Raw genomic sequence first — 20,518 nt, 5'->3', positions numbered from 1 at the left:
GGATCGACAGATTGAACTCCACGCGACTGCTGGGAGGGGTCGAGCAGCCACTGCCTCTCTTCACCTCGAGAGCGGATGCCGTCGTCGACTCTCTCGCGCACTCGATCGAGTCAGGCGAACTCGCCCCCGGCGACCCCCTGTCGGTCACCGCTCTCGTGCAGCGCCTCAACGTCGCCGCCGGCACCGTGCGCTCGGCCCTCGGCGCGCTCGAGGCGATGCACCTGATCGATCACCGGCTCAACAGGGCGTCGGTCGTCGTGACGCCGACCCCCGCGTGGTTCGTCGCCGTCGCCGCCGAGTGCTCAGGCCTGTCGATCGCGGCGGCCGACCTCGGCATCGCGCAGGCGACCGAGGCGCAGATCGCCGAGTTCGCCACGAGGGCTGCGACCGTCAGAGAGCTCTGGGAGACCGGCGACAACGACCAGGTCGTCGGAGCAGAGGGGCTGTGGGAGCTGCTCGACCTGCTCGCGGTGTTCTCGCGCAATCGATACCTGAGCACCCTGCACGCGTCGAAGAGGCCCGCGCTGGTGCTCGGCATCCGCTCGCTCAGCCGACCTCGCAACCCCGCGATGCTGCGATCGGTCGTCGATGCGCTCGTCGCCGCGGCGCGCGACCGCGACCGTCTCGAGGCGACCGACCTGGTGAGAGACCTCTACACCTTCGTGGTCGACGGAGTCACAGCCCTCTGAGCGACGGCGTCCACTCTTCGGCGAGGATGCCGTAGTTCATGCCGTCGAGCCACTCGCCCGACCGGTGCAGAGCGGTCTTGCGGCTGAACTCCTCGCGCCGCATGCCGAGTCGCTCCATCAGGCGCCAGGAGGGCTCGTTGTCGGCGAAGCATCCGGCGTGCACCCGACGCAGCCCGAGCGGACCGAAGCAGACGTCGATCACCGCGCGGATCGCCTCGGTCGCATAGCCGCGCCCCGTGTGTTCCGGATCGAGCACCCAGCCGAGCTCGGCCTCGACGCCCTTCGCCTCGTCGGCGACCTCGAGCTGCGCCCATCCGTCGCCGATCCTGATCATGATGTCGCCGATCGGCACGGGTGCCGCATCGTCGCCTGCGGGAACCAGCTCGACGATGTGCATCGAGGCGAGCCGCTCGGGGTCGAGGTATCGCTCGCGGAACGCCTCGATCGACTCAGGAGCCAGCCCGAGCCAGCGGTTCACCTCGGGCAGGCGCCGCCACTGCCACATCGCGTCGACGTCGGGTGCGGTCATCGGCCGGATCTGCAGGCGATCGGTGCGGACGGGCCAGACATCGGTGTGCGGCGTAGCGGTCATCGACCCAGCCTATTGAGCCGTCTGATCCGCGACGCGCCGCATCTCGGCCGCGAGCGCCGCGTTCGTCTGCTCGAACCGCGCTGTGACGTTGTCTCGCACCTCGGCTGACTTGTTCTGGCTCAGCTTGGCGCGCGCATCGAAGCGGTCGACGCGCATTCTCAGGCCCACGGTGCCCTTCGCCGCGCGACGCGTGCCGGCCTCGTCCTCCGACAGGCTGCGCCCGTGCGGGGTGCCCTTCTCGAAGTGGTCGGTGAGCTGCGCGAGCATGGCGTAGTTCTCCTCCTCGCTGAGGATCTCGGGTGTGCCGTAGAGGTGGGCCGTGACGTGGTTCCAGGTCGGCACCAGGTCTCCCGGCGCGTAGAGGCTGGGCGACACGTAGTCGTGCGGGCCCTGGATGATCACGAGGATCTCGTGGTCGCCCAGCTCGTGCAGCTGCTCGTCAGGGCGGCCGAAGTGACTCGCGATCACGATCTCGTGCTCGTCCTCGATCAGCAGCGCGGGATAGTGCGAGGCGACCAGTCCGGTGGTTGCGGGCGACACGAACGTGGCCCACGGGTTGCCGCGGATCAGGCGCTTCACCTCGAGCGGGTCGGTCATCAGGTAGCGGGGTGTGTGGCGCATGAGAAATCCTCTTTCAGGGGGTTGTGGCGGGTCGGGGACGGTTCAAACGAGTGCGCACCGCGAGAGCGGCGCAGAGGATGACGGCTATGCCACCCAGTGCGGTGGGCCAGCCGATCTGCTCGTGAAGAAGCAGTGCGGCCCAGGCGATGCTCATCACGGGCTGAACCAGCTGGATCTGGCTGACGTGCGCCATGGGACCGATCGCGAGCCCGCGATACCAGGCGAAGAATCCGAGGAACATGCTGACCACGGCGAGGTAGGCGAAGGCGAGCCACTGCACCGGCGAAGCGGTGGGCGGGTCGGCGAGCGCCGATGCCAGAGTCAGCACGAGCATCAGCGGCGCCGCGAGCACGAGCGCCCACGACACGGTCTGCCATGAGCCGATCTCCCGCGCGAGCAGCCCGCCCTCGGCGTAGCCGACGGCCGCCGCGAGCACCGCCCCGAACAGCAGCAGATCGGTCCAGTGGAGTTCGCCGAGACCGCCGTTCTGCAGCGAGGCGAAGACGACGGCCGCGGCGGCGCCCAGGGCGGCGAACCACCAGAACGCCCGTCCGGGGCGCTCTCGGGTGCGCAGCACCACCATCACGGCTGTCGCTGCGGGCAGCAGGCCGATCACCACGGCGCCGTGGCTCGCAGGCGCAGCGGTCATGGCGAACGACGTCAGCAGGGGGAACCCCGCGACCACGCCGCCGGCGACGATCGCGAGGCGCCACCACTGCGCACTGGTGGGTGGATGCTGACGTGTCACCGCCAGCGCCAGGGCGGCGAGTGCGGCGGCGACGACTGCGCGGCCGGACCCGATGAACAGCGGCGAGAGGCCGCCGACCGCGATGCGGGTGAACGGGAGAGTGAAGGAGAAGGCGGTGACGCCGAGGAGACCCCACCAGAGTCCGGCGCGTGAGGATAGCGGTGTACGCGTCCGAATGATAACGCTACTCTGTTCTTTCATGAGCCAGGATAGCAGTGACCGGATCGTGGCCGGACTCCGTCGGTGGATCGCGTCGGCCCCGCCGGGCGCCCGCGTGCCGTCGAATCGAGCCCTCGTCGCCGAGTACGGTGCGAGTCCCGTCACGGTGCAGAAGGCCATGGCTCGCCTGGTGCGACTGGGTCTGGTCGAGTCGAGACCGGGGGCGGGCACGTTCGTGCGGGCGCAGCGACCGCCCCGCGCTGCGGACTACGGCTGGCAGACATCCGCCCTCGGGGCGCCTCCCGCCCGACTCGCCGGCCTCACCTCGACGCAGCGCACCGTCGCCCCCGATGCGATCGGCATGCACTCGGGGTACCCCGCCATCGAGCTGCTTCCCGAGCGGCTCGTCCGTCAGGCGATCACCCGCGCAGCACGCACCTCCTCTGCGCTCACCCGTTCGCCCGCCGCCGGGCTGCCGGAACTCCAGGCATGGTTCGCCGCTGAGCTCGCAGCATCCGCACCGGCAGACGTCACACCGGCATCGGCGAGGGACGCGCTCGTGATCGCGGGCAGCCAGAGCGGGCTGAGCTCGATCTTCCGGGCCGTGGTCGGCGCAGGCCAGCCGTTGCTGATCGAGTCGCCCACCTACTGGGGTGCGCTGCTCGCCGCTGAGCAGGCCGGGGTCGTCCTGGTGCCGATCCCCTCAGGTCCGCACGGCCCCGATCCGGATGCCGTCGAGCGAGCCTTCGTCGAGACCGGGGCTCGCGCGTTCTATGCGCAGCCCACGTTCGCGAACCCGTCCGGTGCGAGGTGGCCCGCGTCGACAGGCCTCGCTGTTCTCGAGAGCGTGCGACGACACGGTGCCTTCCTCATCGAAGACGACTGGGCGCACGACCTGGCGATCGACGGCGATCCGTCGCCGATCGCCGCGCTCGACGACGACGGCCATGTCGTCTATCTCCGTTCGCTGACCAAGAGCGTGTCACCGGCGCTGCGGATCGCCGCGGTGATCGCCCGGGGGCCGGCGCGCGAGCGCATCCTCGCCGACCGCGCCGCCGAGTCGATGTATGTGAGCGGGGTGCTGCAGGCGGCTGCTCTCGACGTGGTGACTCAGCCCGCGTGGCGGAGCCACCTGCGCGGGTTCCGCGATCAGCTGCGGACCCGGCGCAACCTGCTGCTCTCGAGCCTCGCCGAGCACGCTCCGACCGCGACCGTCGACGTGGTTCCCGCCGGCGGCCTCAACCTGTGGGCACGGCTTCCGGAGGGCACCGACGTCGACGCGGTCGTCCGGGAGTGCGAGTCCCGCGGACTCGTCATCTCGCCCGGGGCGGAGTGGTTCCCGGCCGAACCCTCGGGCGCCTATGTGCGCCTCAATTACGCCCACGCCGACCCGGCGCGGTTCAGCGAGGCGGCCGAGATCCTCGGCGGCGTGCTCGCGGCATCCTGAGCAGTGTCAGCTCTCCGGCGGACCCTCGGGGCGGTGCGCGCGACGACCCTGCACGACGACCGGCCGTCCTGCGCGCTCCTGCCCGGGCAGCGGGCGTGAGCGCCGGCCATAGATGAGCTCCGACGAGTCGAGCAGCCACGGCACCAGCGTGATCGAGACCCCGTGCACGAGCATCAGCTGGTTGGCGAGGCGACGCGAGCGCCGGTTGTGCAGGAACGTCTCCCACCAGTGCCCCACGATGTACTGCGGCAAGTAGACCGTGACCACCGACGAGCCGTGCTTCTCGCGGTACTGCGTGATGAACTGGGTCACCGGCTGAGCGAAGGACCGGAACGGCGACTCGACGATCACCAGGGGGATCGGCACGAGGTGGTCGGCCCATTCCTTCTGCAGCTGCGCGGCATCGTCGGATGCCACGGCGACGTGCACCGCCAGCGTCTTGCCGTGCTTGGCGGCGACCGCATAGTCGATGGCCTTGATGACGGGCTTCTGCAGACGGTTGACGAGCACGATCGCCAGATCGCCCGTCGCGCCGAACTTCGTCGTGTCGTCGATCGCGATCTCGTGCTCGACGTCGCGGTAGTACCGCTTCACGCCCATCATGAGGAACGCCAACACCGGGATCGCGAAGAACACCAGGTACGCGCCGTGCGTGAACTTCGTGATCGTCACGATCAGCAGCACGGCGACGGTCATCGCGGCACCCACCGAGTTGATGACCAGGCCGATCCTGGCCGAGCGGCGATCGGATGCCGAGGCGCCGTCGATTCCCGATCCTGGCGTCTTCTCGGCCGGTCCGCGCAGGATGCGCCTCCAGTGACGCACCATGCCGATCTGCCCGAGCGAGAACGACACGAAGACGCCGATGATGTACAGCTGGATCAGCGTGGTGAGCTTCGCCTGGAACACCACCAGCACCGCGATCGCGGCGATGCCGAGCACGATCATGCCGTTCGAGAACACCAGGCGGTCACCGCGGGTGTTCAGCGCCTTGGGCGCGTATCCATCGCGGGCGAGCACCGAGCCGAGCAGCGGGAAGCCGTTGAAGGCGGTGTTGGCCGCCAGCAGCAGCACGCACGCGGTCGCCGCCTGGATGATGAAGAACAGGATGCTGCCGCCACCGAACGTCGCCGAGGCGATCTGCGCCATCAGGCTCGGCTGCGGGTTCGAGCAGTCGAACCCGATCAGGTCGCACGGGTTCTCGGCGTAATGCACGCCGGTGATCAGCGCGAGCGCGGTGAGACCCGCGAACAGGCAGGCGGCGATCGAGCCCATCAGCACGAGCGTGGTCTGTGCGTTGCGCACCTTCGGCGTGCGGAAGGCGGGCACGCCGTTCGACACCGCCTCGACGCCGGTGAGGGCCGAGCATCCGCTCGAGAACGCGCGCAGGATCAGGAGGATGACCGCGGCCTGGCCGAGGTCCTCTGAGTGCACGGCGAACTCGGCGCTCGACGCCACCGGCGCATCACCGAGGAACGTGCGGAAGAGCCCCGTCACGATCATGAAGCCGACCGAGCCGATGAACACGTACGTCGGGATGGCGAAGACGAGCGAGGCCTCGCGCACCCCGCGCAGGTTCACGATGATGATCAGGATCACGAATCCGACCGCGAGCTCGACGCGCGCAGGGTCGAGCCCGGGCACGGCCGAGATGATGTTGTCGACACCGGAAGCGACCGACACGGCGACCGTCAGCACGTAGTCGACCAGCAGGGCCGCCGCCACGATGACTCCGGGGATCTCGCCGAGGTTCTTCGAGGCGACCTCGTAGTCGCCACCACCCGACGGGTAGGCCTTGATGAGCTGGCGGTAGCTGAGCACCACGACGATCAGCAGCACCACGACGGCCACCGCGACGATCGGCGTGAACGACAGGAAGGTCAGTCCGCCGATGAGCAGGATCATCACGAGTTCCTGCGGCGCGTAGGCGACCGAGCTCAGCGCATCCGACGCGAAGATCGGCAGTGCCATCTTCTTCGGGAGCAGTTGATCGTCGACCTGGGCACTCGTCAGCGGGTCGCCGATCAGGATGCGCTTCACGCGAGGAGGAGCGTCTGTGTTGCCGCGGGTTTCTTCTGACACGTCGGGCGACACTACGCTCACGAACGCCTTCCTCACGGGTTCCTCACGGAATCCCTACGGGTGCTCGGGCGTCCCTAACGGAATCCTCACGGCCCGCAACCTCCGGTCTCCGTCAGTCCTGATGGGGGCGGGGCATGTACCACTCGGTGAAGGAGGTCGCCCGCCCCTCCGCATCGAGTCGGACGATCCAGAGGTTCACATAGTCGCGCTCAGCCGGATACTTCGTGCGCCCCTCGATCACGACGAACTCCTCGTCCTCGCGCACTATCCACCAGTCGAACGTCCACGTGTCCGGTTCGTCGAGGTCCTCGAGCCAGCCGGCGACGATGTCGGCCCTGCCGACGCGCGGTTCGGCGTCTGGGCTGGTGAGATAGATCGCGTCTTCGCTGAAGAGCGCGGCGATCTGCTGAGGATCGTTCGACTTCCAGGCCTCGACGTACGCCTCGGTCCACTTCTCTCCTGCGCTGGTCATGCCCTCCGTTCTAGACCCGGCCTCCGACATCGTCAAGGTTCTCGACTCCATCGAAGATGCACAGCCACTTCCGATCACGGACGGATAACGTCGAAGGCATGACGTCTCTTCAGGTCACCGACGACGCGATCCAGCAGACTCGGGAGCTCCGCGACGAGTTCCAGCGCTTCCTGCGCGAGTACGAGTTCGGCATGCGGGAGGTCGAGACGAAGATCGGCATCCTGCGCGACGAGTTCACGCACCACCACGCCTACAACCCGATCGAGCACGTCAAGAGCCGGTTGAAGACTCCCGACAGCATCGTCGAGAAGATCGCCCGCAAGGGCATCGCCGAGCCGGACTTCGAGCGCATCCGCTCGGAGATCACCGACATCGCGGGCGTGCGCGTGACCTGCAGCTTCGTCGCCGACGTGTATCGCCTGTTCGACCTGCTCACCGCACAGGACGACGTCACGGTGCGCACCGTGAAGGACTACATCGCCACTCCGAAGGAGAACGGCTACAAGAGCCTGCACGCGATCATCGAGGTGCCGGTGTTCCTGTCGACCGGGGCGCTCGCGGTGCCGGTCGAGGTGCAGTTCCGCACGATCGCGATGGACTTCTGGGCCAGCCTCGAGCACAAGATCTACTACAAGTTCTCGAACCAGGTGCCCTCGCACCTCGTCGAGAGCCTGACCGATGCGGCCGAGGCCGCCGCCGAGCTCGACAGCCGCATGGAGCGACTGCACCGCGAGGCCCACGGAGTGCCGCAGCGCCAGCTCGCGCCGCCGCCCCCGCCGCGCGTCGTGCAGGTCTGACCCGCCGCCCGCGAGCGCGGCGGTGTTGCCCGCAGTCGCGTACCCCTGGGAACATGGGTAGGTGGTGAAAACGCAGCAGCCCCCGGTCTCCGACGTCGAGCAGATCCTCGGGGAGCTCCCCGGTCTCGACGATCGCGGACTCCAGCTCTGCGAGTGCGACCACGGTGACGACGAGGCGTATGCCGCGTGCGGACGCAAGGCCAAGTGGCGCGTGACCGTCGACTGCGTCTGCGGTGAGAACCACCCTCGTAGAGTCGAGATCCTCTGCTCCAGATGCCTGCGCACCCTGCGCCAACTGCAGGACCGCGACACCATCACCGCGCGCCGCCTCTAGCGACAGTGCCCGGGCGACCATCCGTTCGCGTCTCCGCTCCGAACAACCGCTGACCACACCGTCGGCGGTGCGAAGGAGCAGACCATGGCACAGCGCAGCAAGGACCCTCAGCGCAGCAAGGGCAGACGATTCATCTTCTGGGCCGCACTCTCGGGTGTGATCAGCGGAGCCGTCTTCCTCGCAGCCGCTGAGCTCTTCGCGCTGATCTTCGCGCGCTCGGCGAGTCCGATCCTCGCGGTCGGCGGGTTCGTGATCGACATCGTGCCGCAGCCGTTCAAGGAGTTCGCGATCGCGACCTTCGGCGAGTACGACAAGATCGCGCTGCTGGTCGGTCTCGGTCTCGCGGTGGTGATCGCGTCGGCGATCGCCGGAATCCTTCAGCTGCTCCGTCCCCCGCTCGGCGTGATCGCCCTGGTGGTCGCGGGCGCGCTCTCCACCGCGGCGATCGTGACCAGGGCGGGTGTCACGCCCCTCGCGTTCCTGCCTCCCGTGCTCGGAACCATCGCGGGCTCGATCCTCATCGTCCTCCTGATCCGCCGTCTGAAGACGTGGAAGGCGTCGGCCGTTCCTGCCGTGATGACCGACCGCAAGGGCGAGGGCCTCGTCGCGACCGGCTCGGAGACGGTGGGCCAGGATGCCGAGCAGACGCCGAAGGCCATGGGGCGCCGTCAGTTCTTCATCCTCGCGGGCATCGCCAGCGCGTCCGCCGTCGTGGTCGGCATCGCCTCGCGTGCGGTGAGCATGACCGTCGCCTCCGTCGCGACCATCCGTGAGGCGCTCACGCTGCCCTCGCCGAAGTCGACCGTGACCGTGCCGAACGGCGCCGAGCTCGACATCCCCGGCCTCACCCCGCTCTTCACCCCCAACAAGGACTTCTATCGCGTCGACACGGCGTTGACGGTGCCCACGATCGACCCCAGCACCTGGCGCCTCGTGATCGACGGAATGGTCGATCAGCGGGTCGAGATGAGCTTCCAGGACATCCTCGACATGGGCCTCGATGAATACGCGATCACCCTCACGTGCGTCTCGAACGAGGTGGGCGGCGACCTCGTCGGCAACGCGAAGTGGCTCGGTGTGCCCCTGCGCGATGTGCTCGCGAAGGCCGGCGTGAAGTCCGGAGCCGACATGGTGCTCTCGAAGAGCGTCGACGGCTACACCGCGAGCACGCCGCTGTCGGCGCTGACCGACGACAACATCGACGCGATCCTCGCGGTGGGCATGAACGGCGAGCCGCTGCCGCTCGAGCACGGGTTCCCGGTGCGCATGGTCGTGCCCGGTCTGTACGGCTACGTGTCGGCGACGAAGTGGCTCACCGAGCTGAAGGTCACGACCTTCGACAAGGATGAGGCCTACTGGACACCCCGCGGCTACAGCGCGGAGGCGCCGATCAAGTTCGCCTCGCGTGTCGACACCCCGAAGGTCGGCCAGGCGGTCGATGCCGGACGCATCCCGATCGCGGGTGTCGCCTGGGCGCAGACCGTGGGCATCGAGCGCGTCGAGGTGCGCATCGACGAGGGCGATTGGATGCCGGCGACGCTGTCTGCACCGGTCAACGAGAACACCTGGGTGCAGTGGTTCATGGAGTGGGATGCCACACCCGGCACGCACTATGTGGCTGTGCGGGCGATCAACAAGAACGGCGACATGCAGATCGAAGAGCGTGCGCCGATCGCCCCGAACGGCTCGTCGGGCTGGCAGCGGTCGCTCATCCGCGTTTCGTGATGTCGGCGCGTCCCGCCGGCTCCCGCCCTAGGGTGGGAGCCATGACGTCGCTCCCCGCCTGTGTGATCACCGTCTCCGACCGCTCGTTCGCGGGCGAACGAGAAGACCGGGGCGGACCCATCGCGGTCGGCCTGCTGAGGGATGCCGGGTGGCACTGCCCGGATGCCGAGGTCGTCGCCGACGGGTCGACCTCCGTCGCCGACGCGCTGCGCCGAGCGGTCGCCCGTGGCGTGCGGCTGATCGTGACGACCGGCGGAACCGGCGTGGGCCCGCGCGACCAGACTCCGGAGGGCACCCGTCGGGTGATCACCCGCGAGGTTCCGGGCATCGCCGAAGAGCTGCGTCGCAGCGGTCTGGCCGACACTCCGCTGTCGGTGCTGTCTCGCGGCGTCGCCGGCATCGTCGACCCGGCAGGAGTTCTCGTCGTGAATCTTCCCGGGTCGCCTCGCGCCGTGGCATCCGGGGTTCCCGTCGTACTGACCGTCGCCCGACACGTGGTCGACCAGGTCGAGGGCGGTGACCACTCGTGAACGAGGTGCGGATCGCCGCGATCTCAGACGAGCGTCTTGACGTCGACGCGCATCTCGCCGCCGTCGACGACCCTGCACTGGGCGGTGTCACGACCTTCATCGGACGCGTGCGCGACAACGACCCCGACGCGACGACTGCCGTGGTCGGGCTCGAGTACAGCTCGCACCCCGACGCCGAGTCGACGCTGCGACGCATCGCCGAGGAGGCGGCAGCGGATGCAGTCGGCGACGCCAGAGTGGTGGTGGCCGTGAGTCACCGCATCGGTCGCCTCGATGTCGGCGACGCGGCCGTGGTCATCGCGGTCGCCGCGGAGCACCGAGCAGAGGCCTTCGACGTGTGTCGCGCGGTGATCGAGGACATCAAGACGTCGCTGCCCGTGTGGAAGCGTCAGGTCGAGTCCGACGGGTCGACGTCGTGGAAGGGCATCGGCGGCTGAGCCGCGGCCGGCATCAGCCGCCGGCGCTCGGCTCAGCCTCCGGCGAAGGGCGGCAGCACGTCGATCAGCTGGGCGTCGTCGAGCGATCGGTCGTCGTCGCTGCGTACGCCGTCGACCATGACCGCGCAGCGCGGCAGGATGTCGGCGAGAGCCGGATGCTCCGCCACGACCGCGGCGCGGAGGGCCTCGAGCGAGGCCTCGTGCCGCTCCTCAGCGTCGACGCCCGCAGCCTCGGCTGCTGCGGCGAAGTAGCGCACGCGGGTCATCGCGATTCTCCCTCGCGCACCCAGTCGCCCGAACGACCGCCCGACTTCGCGACGATGCGCACGTCTTCGATGACGACGGACCGGTCGAGGCCCTTGATCATGTCGACGATCGCGAGCGCGCTCACCGAGACGGCCGTGAGGGCCTCCATCTCGACGCCCGTGCGGTCGGCGGTGCCGACGGTCGCCTCGACGTGCACACCGTCGTCGACGATCTCGAGCTCGACGTTGGCCCGGTGCACGCCGATCACGTGCGCGAGCGGCAGCAGGGTCGGAGTGGACTTCGCGGCCTGGATGCCGGCGATCCGGGCGACCGCGAGTACGTCGCCCTTGGGTGCGGTGCCGTCGCGCAGCGCCGCGATCACGTCGGCACTGCAGCGCACGAAGCCGCGCGCGGTGGCGGTGCGGACGGTCGGCTGCTTGCCGGTCACGTCGACCATGTGGGCGTGGCCGGCCGAGTCGAGATGCGTGAAGCTCATTCGACCAGCATGACATCGATCGCATCGCCCACGGCGACGGCCTCGACCTCTGCGGGCACGATCGCGAAGGCCTGCGCACGCGCGAGGCCACCGGCGAGGTGCGAGCCAGAGCCGCCGGCGGTCGCCGGGCGCACAGTCCTGTTCGCGAGGTCGACGACGGCGGGGAGGTACTGACGGCGGCCGGGAGGGGTGGTCCAGGCAGCATCGGCGGTGAACGATGCGCGGGGGCGATGGATCTCGGTGCGACCCTGCAGCGCGAGCAGCGCCGGCCGCACGAAGACCTCGAACGACACCGCGACGCTCACGGGGTTGCCCGGCAGGCCGAACACAAGGGTGCCGGTGTCGAGCACACCGAACGCCTGCGGCTTGCCCGGCTGCATCGCGACGCTCGCGAACTCGACCTCGCCGCGGCCGTCGAACGCTCCGCGGACGGGCTCGTAGGCGCCGGCGCTCACGCCGCCCGTGAACACGATCACGTCGGCACCGCGCTCGACCGCCGTCGCGGTGACGGTGCGCACGGCCTCGGCATCATCGGCGACACGGGCGGCGAGCACGACCTCGGCATCGGCATCCGCGACGAGCAGCTCGAGCAGGGGACCGTTGGAATCGGGGATGCGGCCGCGGGTCGCGGTCTCGCCCGGCTCGAGCAGTTCGCTGCCGGTCGAGACGACGGCCACCCGCGGCGCTCGGGTCACGGTCACGTTTTCGACCCCGGCGGCGACGGCAGCCGAGAGCTGGAAGGCGCCCAGACGCTCGCCGGCGTGCACCACGGCATCCCCGGCTCTCAGGTCGGTGCCACGGCGACGGATGAAGGCTCCTGCGGCGGCCGGCGCGCGCAGCACCCGCACGTCTCCCAGGGAGTCGGCGAGGCCGCCCGCTGTGTCTTCGAAGGGCACGATCGCATCCGCGGCGGTCGGGGCAGGGGAGCCGGTCATGATGCGCGCGGCCTCGCCTGCCGCGAGCGGCGGGTCGTCCGACACCCCGGCCGGCAGGTCTGCGACGACGCGCAGCACGACCGGGTTCTCTTCGGATGCCGAGGCGACATCGGCCGCTCGCACCGCGAAGCCGTCCATCGCGGAGTTGTCGAAGAGGGGGATGTCGTGGGCTGCCGTCGCGGGCTCGGCGAGGGTGCGGTGGGCGGCGTCGCGGATCGCCCGTGTCTCACCGGGCAGGGTGCGCGCGGCGTCGAGCACGCGCGCGAGCTGTTCCTCGACCGACCGGCGGCTGCTGCCTGAGGCGCTCATGCCGACACCGCCGAACGGATCGCGATCTCGTGCTGTCTCGAGGTGAGGGCGTCGATCATGGCGAGGCGTCCGAGCAGCGGCGCGCCCGCGCCGGTGACGAGCTTCACGACCTCGCCCGCCAGCATCCCTCCGACCTGCACGCACAGCGCGCCGAGCACGCCGACCTGCGCGCAGCTGGGTGGCTCGCCCTCGGTGCCGAGCGGGAAGAGATCGGTCAGCACGACCGGGTCATGCTCGGGCGGGTTCGACCAGAACACCGTGGCCTGGGCGTGCCACTCCTGCACGGCTCCCCAGACGAGAGGGATGCCGAGGGCCTCGGTCGCGGCCGCGACGTCGCGGCGGGTGGCGAAGGAGTCGCTCGTGTCGACCACGATGTCGGCGCCGGCGAACAGGCGCTCGGCGTTCTCGGAGTCGAGTCGCTCGGCGGCCAGCAGCACCTCGGCCCCGGGCGACAACGCGGTGATCGCACGCTCGGCTGAGGTGGTCTTGGGTCGGCCGATGTCCTCGACCCGGTGCGCGAGCTGCCGCTGAAGGTTGGTGAGCTCGACCACGTCGTCGTCGATCACGGTGATGGTCCCGATGCCGGCGGCTGCCAGCGCGAGCAGCACAGGTGAGCCGATGCCACCCGCACCGACGACCGCGACGTGGGCGGCCGAGAGCCGGCGCTGTCCCTCTTCGCCGATGCCCGCGAGCACTGCGTGCCGGGCGGTGCGGACGAGCTCCGCTGGATCGAGGGCGGGTGCGGGGGTGACGAGCGGCTGCATGGCACCAGGCTATGCCCGGGGTGCGACGTTGCGGTGAGCTGAGCGAGATTCGTCGTTGTTCAGGACTGAACGAATACGGACGAGATGCCATTCATCCGCAGATGCGGTCGATTCTGCCTCCAACACCCGCATTCACGGTAATGTTCACGCATGCAGACCTTTCGAATCGCCCGCGCCGCGCAGCTGCTCGGCGTGAGCGACGACACCGTGCGGCGCTGGGTCGATCAGGGCCTGCTCCCGACGACGGATGCCGTTCCTGCCGAGATCCCGGGCGATGCACTCGCGGCACGGGCAGTCGAGCTGGCCGATGAGGCACACGAGACGAGCGATGCCCACTCGAGCGCCCGCAACCGCTTCGTCGGCATCGTGACCCGTGTGCAGATCGACGGTGTGATGGCGCAGGTCGACCTGCAGTCCGGCCCGCATCGCGTCGTCTCCCTCATGTCGGCCGAAGCGGCACGCGATCTGCACCTCGAGGTGGGTTCGCTCGCCACGGCATCCGTCAAGGCGACGCAGGTCGTCGTCGACGTACCGAAGGCCTGACATGCTCCGCACGCCGCGCTCAACCATCGCGATCGCACTGGCTGCCGCCGCGCTGGCACTGACCGGGTGCGCGGGTGAGGCGCCGACACCCGCTGGCCCTGATGGCGCAGCCGGGGGCGCGGTGAGCGGCGAGGTCACGGTCTATGCGGCCGCGTCGCTGTCCGACGCCTTCGACGAGATCGGCGACGCGTTCGAGCAGGAGAATCCCGACGTCGGGTTCACCGGCGTGTACGACGGATCGTCGACGCTGGTCACCCAGCTGCTCGAGGGTGCACCCGCCGACGTGTTCGCCTCGGCGGACGAGGCCAACATGCGCAAGCTCGAGGATGCCGCGGTCGACCCGACCCTGTTCGCCTCCAACACGCTGGTGATCGCGGTTCCCGTCGGCAACCCCGGCGGCGTCGAGACCCTCGCCGATCTGGCCGACGTCACGACGGTGCTCTGCGCGCCCGAGGTGCCCTGCGGTGCGGCATCCACGAGCCTGTTGTCGTCGGCCGGAGTCGATGTCGACGCAGCGAGCCTCGAGCAGAACGTCACCGCGGTGCTCACCAAGGTCGCAGCCGGTGAAGCGGACGCCGGGCTCGTCTATGCCACCGACGTGGTCGGGCGGGACGATGTCGAGGCGATCGTGCCCGACGGCGCCGACGAGGTCGTCAACCACTATCCGATCGCAGCGCTGTCTGAGGCATCGAACTCGGCCGGCGCTGAGGCGTTCATCGTGTTCGTGCTCTCCGAAGAGGGCCAGCGGATCCTCGCCGACCACGGCTTCGGGGCGCCGTGAGCGCCGCGGTCTCGCACGGATACGCGCCGCGCACGCTGGCGATCCCGGCACTGATCGGCTTGGCGTTCCTGATCCTGCCGCTCGCGGCTCTCGTCGCCCGCGTCGAGTGGTCGACCTTCATCGCCGACGTCACGTCGGAGGCCGCACGCTCGGCGCTGCTGCTCTCGCTCGGCACGGGGCTGATCGCGACACTGCTGTGCATCGTGATCGGCGTGCCGCTGGCTCTGACGATCGCCCGCTCGGGCCCGCGCCTCGCCGCCGTGCTGCGGGCGGCCGTCACGGTGCCGCTCGTGCTGCCGCCCATGGTCGGCGGCGTCGCGCTGCTCTACCTGTTCGGACGAGCGGGGTGGTTCGGCGGTCTCGGCCTCTCGTTCAGCACTCCGGCCGTCGTGCTCGCGCAGACTTTCGTGGCGCTGCCATTCCTGGTGCTGGCCGTCGAGGGTGCCGTGCGCACCTCCGGGGTCGAGTACGAGCGCACGGCGGCGGCTCTGGGCGCCGGACGCTGGACGATCCTCCGCCGCATCACGCTGCCGCTCGCCGCGCCCGGCATCGTCGCCGGAGTGGTGCTGTGCTTCGCCCGGGCCATCGGCGAGTTCGGAGCCACTGCGCTGTTCGCGGGCAATCGCCCCGGGGTCACACAGACCATGCCGTTGGCGATCTACACCGCCTTCAACGGCGCAGGAGTGACGCAGGGGGCCGCCGTCGCGCTGGCGCTGCTGCTGCTCGCCACCGCGATCCTCGTGCTGCTGCTCGTGCGCGGCTGGCGGCCGGGGGCGGCGCGATGACCGGCACAGAGGGCCTTCGTGCCCGCGTCGTCGTGCAGCGTGAGCACTTCGTCGTCGACGTCTCGCTGCAGGTGCCCGTCGGTGCGACCGTGGCTGTGATGGGTCCGAGCGGCGCGGGAAAGTCGACGCTGCTGCAGGCGATCGCCGGACTCCAACAGCTAGATGCCGGAGAGATCAGCGTCGAGGGACGCGTAGTCGATCGCGTCGCCAAGCCTCGGGTGCGGACTGAGCCGATGCACCGAGGTGTCGTCCTGCTGGGGCAGAAGCCGAGGCTGTTCCCGCATCTGTCGGCGCGCGAGAACGTCGCCTTCGGTCCGCGTGCGGCGGGCGTGGATGCGCGCGCGGCCCGTGCGGGTGCCGACGACTGGCTCGACCGTGTCGGGCTCCCCGGGTCCGGAGAGCGGATGCCGCACGAGCTGTCCGGGGGTGAGCAGCAGCGCGTCGCCGTAGCTCGGGCACTCGCCGCATCTCCTCGCGTCGTACTGCTCGACGAGCCGCTCGTCGCCCTCGACCCCGAAACGGCCGGCGACATCAGGCGGATGCTGCGCGACCAGCTCGTCTCGACCACGACCGTCGCGGTCACGCACGATGCGGCGGATGCCGTCGCACTCGCCGACAGGTTGACCGTCGTCGAGTCGGGCCGCGTCACACAGTCGGGGTTGGTGCGCGATGTGCTCGCCGCCCCGGCATCCGGTTTCGTCGCCTCCATCGCCGGGGTGAATCGCCTGGTCGGGGTCGCGAGTGGGGGATCGTGGCGCAGTGGCGATGTGCGGCTGACCAGCGCGGATCCTGCGTCGCGTGCGCGCGCTGCGACGGACGGTGCCGCGCTCGCCGCGGTGTTCCGTCCGGGAAATGTGCGGGTCGCCGAAGCTGGCCCTGAGTCGTGGCCGGCCGTGGTGACTCGCATCGAGCCCACGCTGGGAGGCGTGCGCGTGCACACCGATGCGGGTGCGGTCGACCTGTCGCTGGATGCCGCCGAAGGGGTGGCGGTCGGCGATGGGATCCGTCTGCGGATCGACCCGGCGCTGGTGAGGTTCGTCGCGGTGCTCTGAGCTGCAGCCAGCTTCGTGATCAAGCACCCCGCCGTGCTGAAGAAGCTATTCCTTCATGCCCTCGTTGACAGCCTCGGCACGAAGGGTGAATCCGCCGAGCTCGATCGCCTTCGTGGCAGACCGCATCGACTCTTCGATGCTGTCTGTGGACGCACGCACCGTCTCCGACTGCACGTACTCGACGACGATCTCATGGTCCCCCGGCATCGGAACGACCGCGATATCGAAGTCGCTGCCGTGCGTTTGCAGAAGTGAAGTGAAGATCAGATCTACCGCCGTGGAGATGTCCTTTTCGCTCATCCCGAGGTCACCCCGCAGTTCGACCCCAGACAGGTTCGCGACTACCTCCCTTGCGTCGCCGGGGACAGCACCTTCGAAGGCGATCCATCCAGAGGCCTGATCCGCGTGCACTTCAGCGGCACCGAACTCGTCAGGGAACGCCTCTTTGACACGATCGACGGCATAGGAGAACTCAACTGCCCACGGTATCTCGCCACTCTTCGCCGCAGCTTGGTCGAGGGCCTCGATCTCCTCAGCGCTCGGTGTGCTTGTTGCCTGGGCTGCGACACCCGGCAAAGGGCCAGGTGCGGCCCCTGCGCGATCAGCCGATAGTGGCGCCAATGTCGCCGCGACTAGCGCGAGAACACCAGTCCCGACTAGAGCTGACCGAAATCTGGTCATGTTTCCCCCTGAGCCTCAACACTGAATATGGGTTCAAGCTATCCAGGTCTCTGGGGGCGAGCAAGAGGGAGGGAAGAGTCGACCGAGTTGATGACCCGTGGAGACCTGGCAATATGCCGGTGCTCTCGGCGGTGCGGACCCCCGTGCCTCACGCGCGGGTAGTCTCGGAACATGTCAGGGAGTGGGGAAGCGCGATGACGGCCGTGCCGGTCGTGATCGGTGTGCGCTCACCGAATCCCGTGATCGCAGCTGACGCCGCGCCCGCATCGCAGGGCCTCGTCGACACGCACGGCCGAGTCCACCGCGATCTGCGCATCTCGCTGACCGATCGCTGCTCGCTGCGCTGCACGTACTGCATGCCCGAGCAGGGCAACGAATGGCTCGCGCGCACCAGCATCCTGTCGACCGACGAGATCGTCGAGGTGGCGCAGGTCGCCGCATCCCTCGGCATCCGTACCTTCCGCCTCACCGGCGGTGAACCGCTGCTGCGCGCCGACATCGTCGACGTGGTGCGACGTGTCTCGGCTATCGAGGGCGAGGACGGCCCCGTCGAGGTCGCGATGACCACGAACGGCATCACCCTCGCAAAGCATCTGCCCGACCTGATCGAGGCCGGTCTCACCCGTCTGAACATCAGCATCGACACGGTCGACCGTCAGCGCTTCGCCGACCTCACCCGCCGCGACCGCATCGACGACGTGTTCGAGGGCATCGCGGCAGCGGCGGCATCCGAGCTCCGCCCGCTCAAACTCAACACCGTCGCGATGCGCGGCGTGAACGACGATGAGCTGCCCGACCTGGTCGCGTTCGCGATGGAGGTCGGCGCGCAGCTGCGCTTCATCGAGCAGATGCCGCTCGACGCCGGGCACACGTGGGATCGCGCATCGATGGTCACGCGCGAGGAGATCCTCGAGAAGCTCGGCGCGCGGTGGAGTCTCGAGCCCGTTCCCGGACGCGGCGGAGCACCGGCCGAGAAGTGGCGCATCGACGGCGGACCGCACGAGGTCGGTGTGATCGCCTCGGTCACCGCACCGTTCTGCGGAGCGTGCGACCGACTGCGGCTGACGGCCGACGGACAGCTGCGCAACTGCCTGTTCTCCAATGCCGAATACGACCTGATCGGGGTGCTGCGCGGGGACGAGGCCCCCGATGCGGGTCACCGTGCAGAGGGGATCGGCGCCATGCTGCGCTCCTGCGTGCACGGCAAGCTGCCGGGGCACGCGATCAACGACCCGTCATTCCTGCAGCCCGCCCGCGGCATGAACGCCATCGGCGGCTGAGTCAGCCCCGCTTCGCGTTCACAATTCAGCAGAGAACGCGCGTTCCGCGCGTTCAGAGTGCGGATCCGGCGCAGTTCCGGCTGTTCATGCTGAATTGTGAACGGCGAGAAGCCGCCTCAGCCGAGGAACTCGCGCGCCGCCGCTGAGAGTGCCGTGACGCCGACGTCGATCGTCGGGTGGATCTCCGGTGCGAAGAAGGGCGAGTGGTTCGTCGGGATGTCCTTGTCGAGGGTCCCGGCCGCCGATGCCGCGGCGAACTTCGCCGCATCGACGCCGCCCCAGAACCAGAACACCAGGGGCGCCCCGGTGTCGCGTGCGAACCACGAGACGTCCTCGCTGCCGGTGAACATGCCGGGGTCGATGACCGCAGCCTCGCCCAGCGCGCGCTGCAGCGCCGACGTGACGCGTGCCGTGGCATCCGCATCGTTGATCGTCGGCGGCAGGGTGTGGTCGGTGCGGATCTCGGGCTCTCGCTCTGCTCCCGATGCGGCGGCCTCGGCGCGCACGATGCGCTCGACGCTCGCGAGCACCTTGTCGCGCATCTCGTCGTTCGGGTAGCGCAGGCTGAGCTCGAGCTTGGCTTCTGCGGGGATGATGTTGTTCTTGAGACCCGCGTGGATCGAGCCGACCGTCACGACGGCGACGTCGCGGGGGTCGACCTCGCGCGAGGTGATGGTCTGCAGTCGCATGACGGTCGCGGCCGCCATGACGACGGGGTCGATCGTCGAGTGCGGGCGCGAGCCGTGTCCGCCGCGGCCGTGCAGCACGACGGTGAGGCCGTCGGATGCCGCCATCTGCGTGCCGGGGCGCACGCCGATCGTGCCGGCGGGCAGGGGAGTGACGTGCTGGCCCAGGACGACGTCGGGGTGCGGCACGAGGTCGCGCAGCCCGGCGTCGAGCATGGCGCGGGATCCGGCGCCGTACTCCTCGGCGGGCTGGATCAGCACGACCACGGTTCCCGACCAGTCGGCCTTCTCGGCGACGAGCTTCTCGACGGCGCCGATCATGGCGGTGACGTGCATGTCGTGACCGCAGGCGTGCATGACGGGCACGGTGTTGCCGGCGGGGTCGATGCCGGTCGCGGTGCTGGCATAGGCGAGGCCTGTCTCTTCGCCGACGGGCAGCGCGTCCATGTCGGCGCGTGCCCAGACGACCGGGCCTTCGCCGTTGCGCAGGATGCCGACCACGCCGGTGACGCCGATGCCCTCGTGCACCTCGAGGCCGAGATCACGCAGGTGACCGGCGGCGATGCCAGCGGTGCGCGTCTCCTGGAACGACAGTTCAGGGTGCTGGTGCAGGTCTGTGTAGAGCGCTTCGAGGTCGATCGTCATGGCCCCGAGCCTAGTCGCGGCGGTACGACTCCAGTGTCGGTCCGGGGTGCAGCACGCCGTTGACGATCGAGCGGATCGCGAACTCGCTGGCCTCGCCCAGATCGAAGACATCGCGGTGCAGCAGCCACTGCAGCTGCAGGCCGTCCATCACCGCGAGGATGCTGGCCGCGGCGGTGGCCACGGTGTCGGGCTCTGTCACACCCTCCTGCGCGCACAGCAGGTGGAACGCGTCGGTCACCTCGCGCCGCAGCGTCGTGTAGCGCTCTTCGAAGTACTCGCGGCCGGGGTGGTTGTCGGTCACCGACTCCGACGACAGCACGGTGTAGGCCTGCACGATGCCGGGACGCAGCTCGTTCGCGACTGCCGTGCGCACCAGGTGCAGGAAGAGCTCGGGCCCGCCGGGGATGTGCTTCTCGGCGAGGTCCTCGACATCGGCCTGGTCGCGGTAGGCGAGCACCTCGAGCAGCAGCTTCTGCTTCGAGCCGAAGTGGTGCAGCACACCGGCGTGGGTGATGCCCACCTGCTCGGCCACATCGGCGAGGGTGCCGTTCGTCGAACCCTTGTTGCCGAAGATCTCGACGGCGGCTTTGAGGATCTGCTCGCGCTTCTCGCGGGTGGCAGGCCGGACGGACGTGTGGGCGACAGCATCCTTCGACATGGTCCATCCTCTTCTGCACCGAAT

The 20,518-nt window shown here is 69.3% G+C and carries 24 protein-coding genes; 12 read left to right on the top strand and 12 right to left on the bottom strand.

The genetic code is table 11. The features are described from left to right. Positions 1–11 precede the first annotated feature (11 nt). Positions 12–689, top strand: a complete 678-nt coding sequence (locus ACLKOY_RS09515; protein WP_436453407.1) for a GntR family transcriptional regulator — start codon at positions 12–14, stop codon at positions 687–689. Here ACLKOY_RS09515 and ACLKOY_RS09510 read toward each other — a convergent pair. From ACLKOY_RS09510 to ACLKOY_RS09500, 3 genes are read right to left on the bottom strand one after another with little or no spacing between them, the layout of a single operon-like run. Beyond that, positions 676–1,281, bottom strand: coding sequence for a GNAT family N-acetyltransferase (locus tag ACLKOY_RS09510; RefSeq protein ID WP_436453406.1), 606 nt, complete (start codon positions 1,279–1,281; stop codon positions 676–678). The genes ACLKOY_RS09515 and ACLKOY_RS09510 overlap by 14 nt on opposite strands. 9 nt (positions 1,282–1,290) lie before the next feature. Beyond that, a complete protein-coding gene (locus tag ACLKOY_RS09505) occupies positions 1,291–1,902 on the bottom strand; it encodes an FMN-binding negative transcriptional regulator (protein WP_436453405.1) in 612 nt (203 codons plus the stop codon). A gap of 13 nt (positions 1,903–1,915) precedes the next feature. Beyond that, positions 1,916–2,851, bottom strand: a complete 936-nt coding sequence (locus ACLKOY_RS09500) for a DMT family transporter (protein WP_436453404.1) — start codon at positions 2,849–2,851, stop codon at positions 1,916–1,918. Here ACLKOY_RS09500 and ACLKOY_RS09495 point away from each other — a divergent pair. Continuing rightward, complete coding sequence (locus tag ACLKOY_RS09495) at positions 2,850–4,256, top strand: PLP-dependent aminotransferase family protein (protein ID WP_436453403.1); 1,407 nt, start codon at positions 2,850–2,852, stop codon at positions 4,254–4,256. The genes ACLKOY_RS09500 and ACLKOY_RS09495 overlap by 2 nt on opposite strands. A gap of 6 nt (positions 4,257–4,262) precedes the next feature. On the opposite strand, the gene ACLKOY_RS09490 is transcribed toward ACLKOY_RS09495, so the two are convergent. Beyond that, on the bottom strand, positions 4,263–6,350 hold the full coding sequence (locus ACLKOY_RS09490; protein WP_436454110.1) for an APC family permease: 2,088 nt from the start codon (positions 6,348–6,350) through the stop codon (positions 4,263–4,265). Between the two features lie 100 nt (positions 6,351–6,450). Further along, the gene (locus tag ACLKOY_RS09485) at positions 6,451–6,810 is read right to left on the bottom strand and encodes a nuclear transport factor 2 family protein (RefSeq protein ID WP_436453402.1); all 360 of its coding nucleotides are present in this window, start codon (positions 6,808–6,810) and stop codon (positions 6,451–6,453) included. 98 nt (positions 6,811–6,908) lie between these two features. Here ACLKOY_RS09485 and ACLKOY_RS09480 point away from each other — a divergent pair, with 98 nt between their 5' ends. The 5 genes from ACLKOY_RS09480 to ACLKOY_RS09460 all read left to right on the top strand — a co-directional run bounded on the left by ACLKOY_RS09480 (position 6,909) and on the right by ACLKOY_RS09460 (position 10,633). After that, positions 6,909–7,607, top strand: coding sequence for a GTP pyrophosphokinase (locus tag ACLKOY_RS09480; RefSeq protein ID WP_436453401.1), 699 nt, complete (start codon positions 6,909–6,911; stop codon positions 7,605–7,607). 61 nt (positions 7,608–7,668) lie between these two features. After that, the gene (locus tag ACLKOY_RS09475) at positions 7,669–7,941 is read left to right on the top strand and encodes a hypothetical protein (protein WP_436453400.1); all 273 of its coding nucleotides are present in this window, start codon (positions 7,669–7,671) and stop codon (positions 7,939–7,941) included. A gap of 84 nt (positions 7,942–8,025) precedes the next feature. After that, complete coding sequence (locus tag ACLKOY_RS09470) at positions 8,026–9,666, top strand: molybdopterin-dependent oxidoreductase (protein ID WP_436453399.1); 1,641 nt, start codon at positions 8,026–8,028, stop codon at positions 9,664–9,666. A gap of 41 nt (positions 9,667–9,707) precedes the next feature. Beyond that, positions 9,708–10,196, top strand: coding sequence for a MogA/MoaB family molybdenum cofactor biosynthesis protein (locus tag ACLKOY_RS09465; RefSeq protein ID WP_436453398.1), 489 nt, complete (start codon positions 9,708–9,710; stop codon positions 10,194–10,196). Further along, positions 10,193–10,633 (top strand): molybdenum cofactor biosynthesis protein MoaE, encoded by a 441-nt coding sequence (locus ACLKOY_RS09460; RefSeq protein ID WP_363572635.1) that lies wholly within the window; start codon positions 10,193–10,195, stop codon positions 10,631–10,633. Before ACLKOY_RS09465 ends, ACLKOY_RS09460 begins: the two co-directional genes overlap by 4 nt. Positions 10,634–10,665: 32 nt before the next feature. Here ACLKOY_RS09460 and ACLKOY_RS09455 read toward each other — a convergent pair whose 3' ends face one another. Genes ACLKOY_RS09455 through ACLKOY_RS09440 form a run of 4 tightly spaced genes read right to left on the bottom strand, consistent with a single transcriptional unit; the run spans position 10,666 to position 13,383 of the window. After that, positions 10,666–10,899, bottom strand: a complete 234-nt coding sequence (locus ACLKOY_RS09455; protein ID WP_436453397.1) for a MoaD/ThiS family protein — start codon at positions 10,897–10,899, stop codon at positions 10,666–10,668. Then, a complete protein-coding gene (gene moaC, locus ACLKOY_RS09450) occupies positions 10,896–11,375 on the bottom strand; it encodes a cyclic pyranopterin monophosphate synthase MoaC (protein ID WP_436453396.1) in 480 nt (159 codons plus the stop codon). The genes ACLKOY_RS09455 and moaC overlap by 4 nt, the downstream gene beginning before the upstream one ends. Then, entirely contained in the window at positions 11,372–12,619 is a 1,248-nt protein-coding gene (locus tag ACLKOY_RS09445) for a molybdopterin molybdotransferase MoeA (protein ID WP_436453395.1), read from the bottom strand. Before ACLKOY_RS09445 ends, moaC begins: the two co-directional genes overlap by 4 nt. Next, on the bottom strand, positions 12,616–13,383 hold the full coding sequence (locus ACLKOY_RS09440) for a HesA/MoeB/ThiF family protein (RefSeq protein WP_436453394.1): 768 nt from the start codon (positions 13,381–13,383) through the stop codon (positions 12,616–12,618). The genes ACLKOY_RS09445 and ACLKOY_RS09440 overlap by 4 nt, the downstream gene beginning before the upstream one ends. 150 nt (positions 13,384–13,533) lie before the next feature. On the opposite strand from ACLKOY_RS09440, the gene ACLKOY_RS09435 reads away from it, so the two are divergent. The 4 genes from ACLKOY_RS09435 to ACLKOY_RS09420 are packed head-to-tail and all read left to right on the top strand — an operon-like array spanning position 13,534 to position 16,544. Further along, positions 13,534–13,926, top strand: coding sequence for a TOBE domain-containing protein (locus ACLKOY_RS09435; RefSeq protein ID WP_436453393.1), 393 nt, complete (start codon positions 13,534–13,536; stop codon positions 13,924–13,926). Position 13,927: 1 nt separating this feature from the next. After that, positions 13,928–14,707, top strand: a complete 780-nt coding sequence (gene modA / locus ACLKOY_RS09430) for a molybdate ABC transporter substrate-binding protein (protein WP_436453392.1) — start codon at positions 13,928–13,930, stop codon at positions 14,705–14,707. After that, positions 14,704–15,492, top strand: coding sequence for a molybdate ABC transporter permease subunit (modB, locus tag ACLKOY_RS09425; RefSeq protein ID WP_436453391.1), 789 nt, complete (start codon positions 14,704–14,706; stop codon positions 15,490–15,492). The genes modA and modB overlap by 4 nt, the downstream gene beginning before the upstream one ends. Continuing rightward, positions 15,489–16,544: a sulfate/molybdate ABC transporter ATP-binding protein gene (locus ACLKOY_RS09420; RefSeq protein ID WP_436453390.1), complete on the top strand. Its 1,056-nt coding sequence runs from the start codon at positions 15,489–15,491 to the stop codon at positions 16,542–16,544. Before modB ends, ACLKOY_RS09420 begins: the two co-directional genes overlap by 4 nt. 45 nt (positions 16,545–16,589) lie before the next feature. Here ACLKOY_RS09420 and ACLKOY_RS09415 read toward each other — a convergent pair whose 3' ends face one another. Beyond that, positions 16,590–17,120 carry a hypothetical protein gene (locus tag ACLKOY_RS09415; protein WP_436453389.1) on the bottom strand — a complete coding sequence of 177 codons (531 nt, stop codon included), beginning with the start codon at positions 17,118–17,120 and terminating at the stop codon, positions 16,590–16,592. A 299-nt stretch (positions 17,121–17,419) separates the two neighbouring features. Between ACLKOY_RS09415 and moaA the strand changes: the two genes are divergently transcribed. Next, positions 17,420–18,505: a GTP 3',8-cyclase MoaA gene (gene moaA, locus ACLKOY_RS09410; protein WP_436453388.1), complete on the top strand. Its 1,086-nt coding sequence runs from the start codon at positions 17,420–17,422 to the stop codon at positions 18,503–18,505. A gap of 116 nt (positions 18,506–18,621) precedes the next feature. On the opposite strand, the gene ACLKOY_RS09405 is transcribed toward moaA, so the two are convergent. Both ACLKOY_RS09405 and ACLKOY_RS09400 read right to left on the bottom strand, forming a co-directional pair. Next, positions 18,622–19,836, bottom strand: a complete 1,215-nt coding sequence (locus ACLKOY_RS09405; protein WP_436453387.1) for an amidohydrolase — start codon at positions 19,834–19,836, stop codon at positions 18,622–18,624. A 10-nt stretch (positions 19,837–19,846) separates the two neighbouring features. Further along, positions 19,847–20,494: a TetR/AcrR family transcriptional regulator gene (locus tag ACLKOY_RS09400; protein ID WP_140035918.1), complete on the bottom strand. Its 648-nt coding sequence runs from the start codon at positions 20,492–20,494 to the stop codon at positions 19,847–19,849. Between the last annotated feature and the right edge of the window lie 24 nt (positions 20,495–20,518).

The organism is Microbacterium sp. K2, assembly GCF_051365005.1.
Classification (GTDB): domain Bacteria; phylum Actinomycetota; class Actinomycetes; order Actinomycetales; family Microbacteriaceae; genus Microbacterium; species Microbacterium foliorum_B.
Note: the sequence above shows the minus strand (reverse complement) of the source record. Positions and strands in the feature narration are given on the sequence as shown.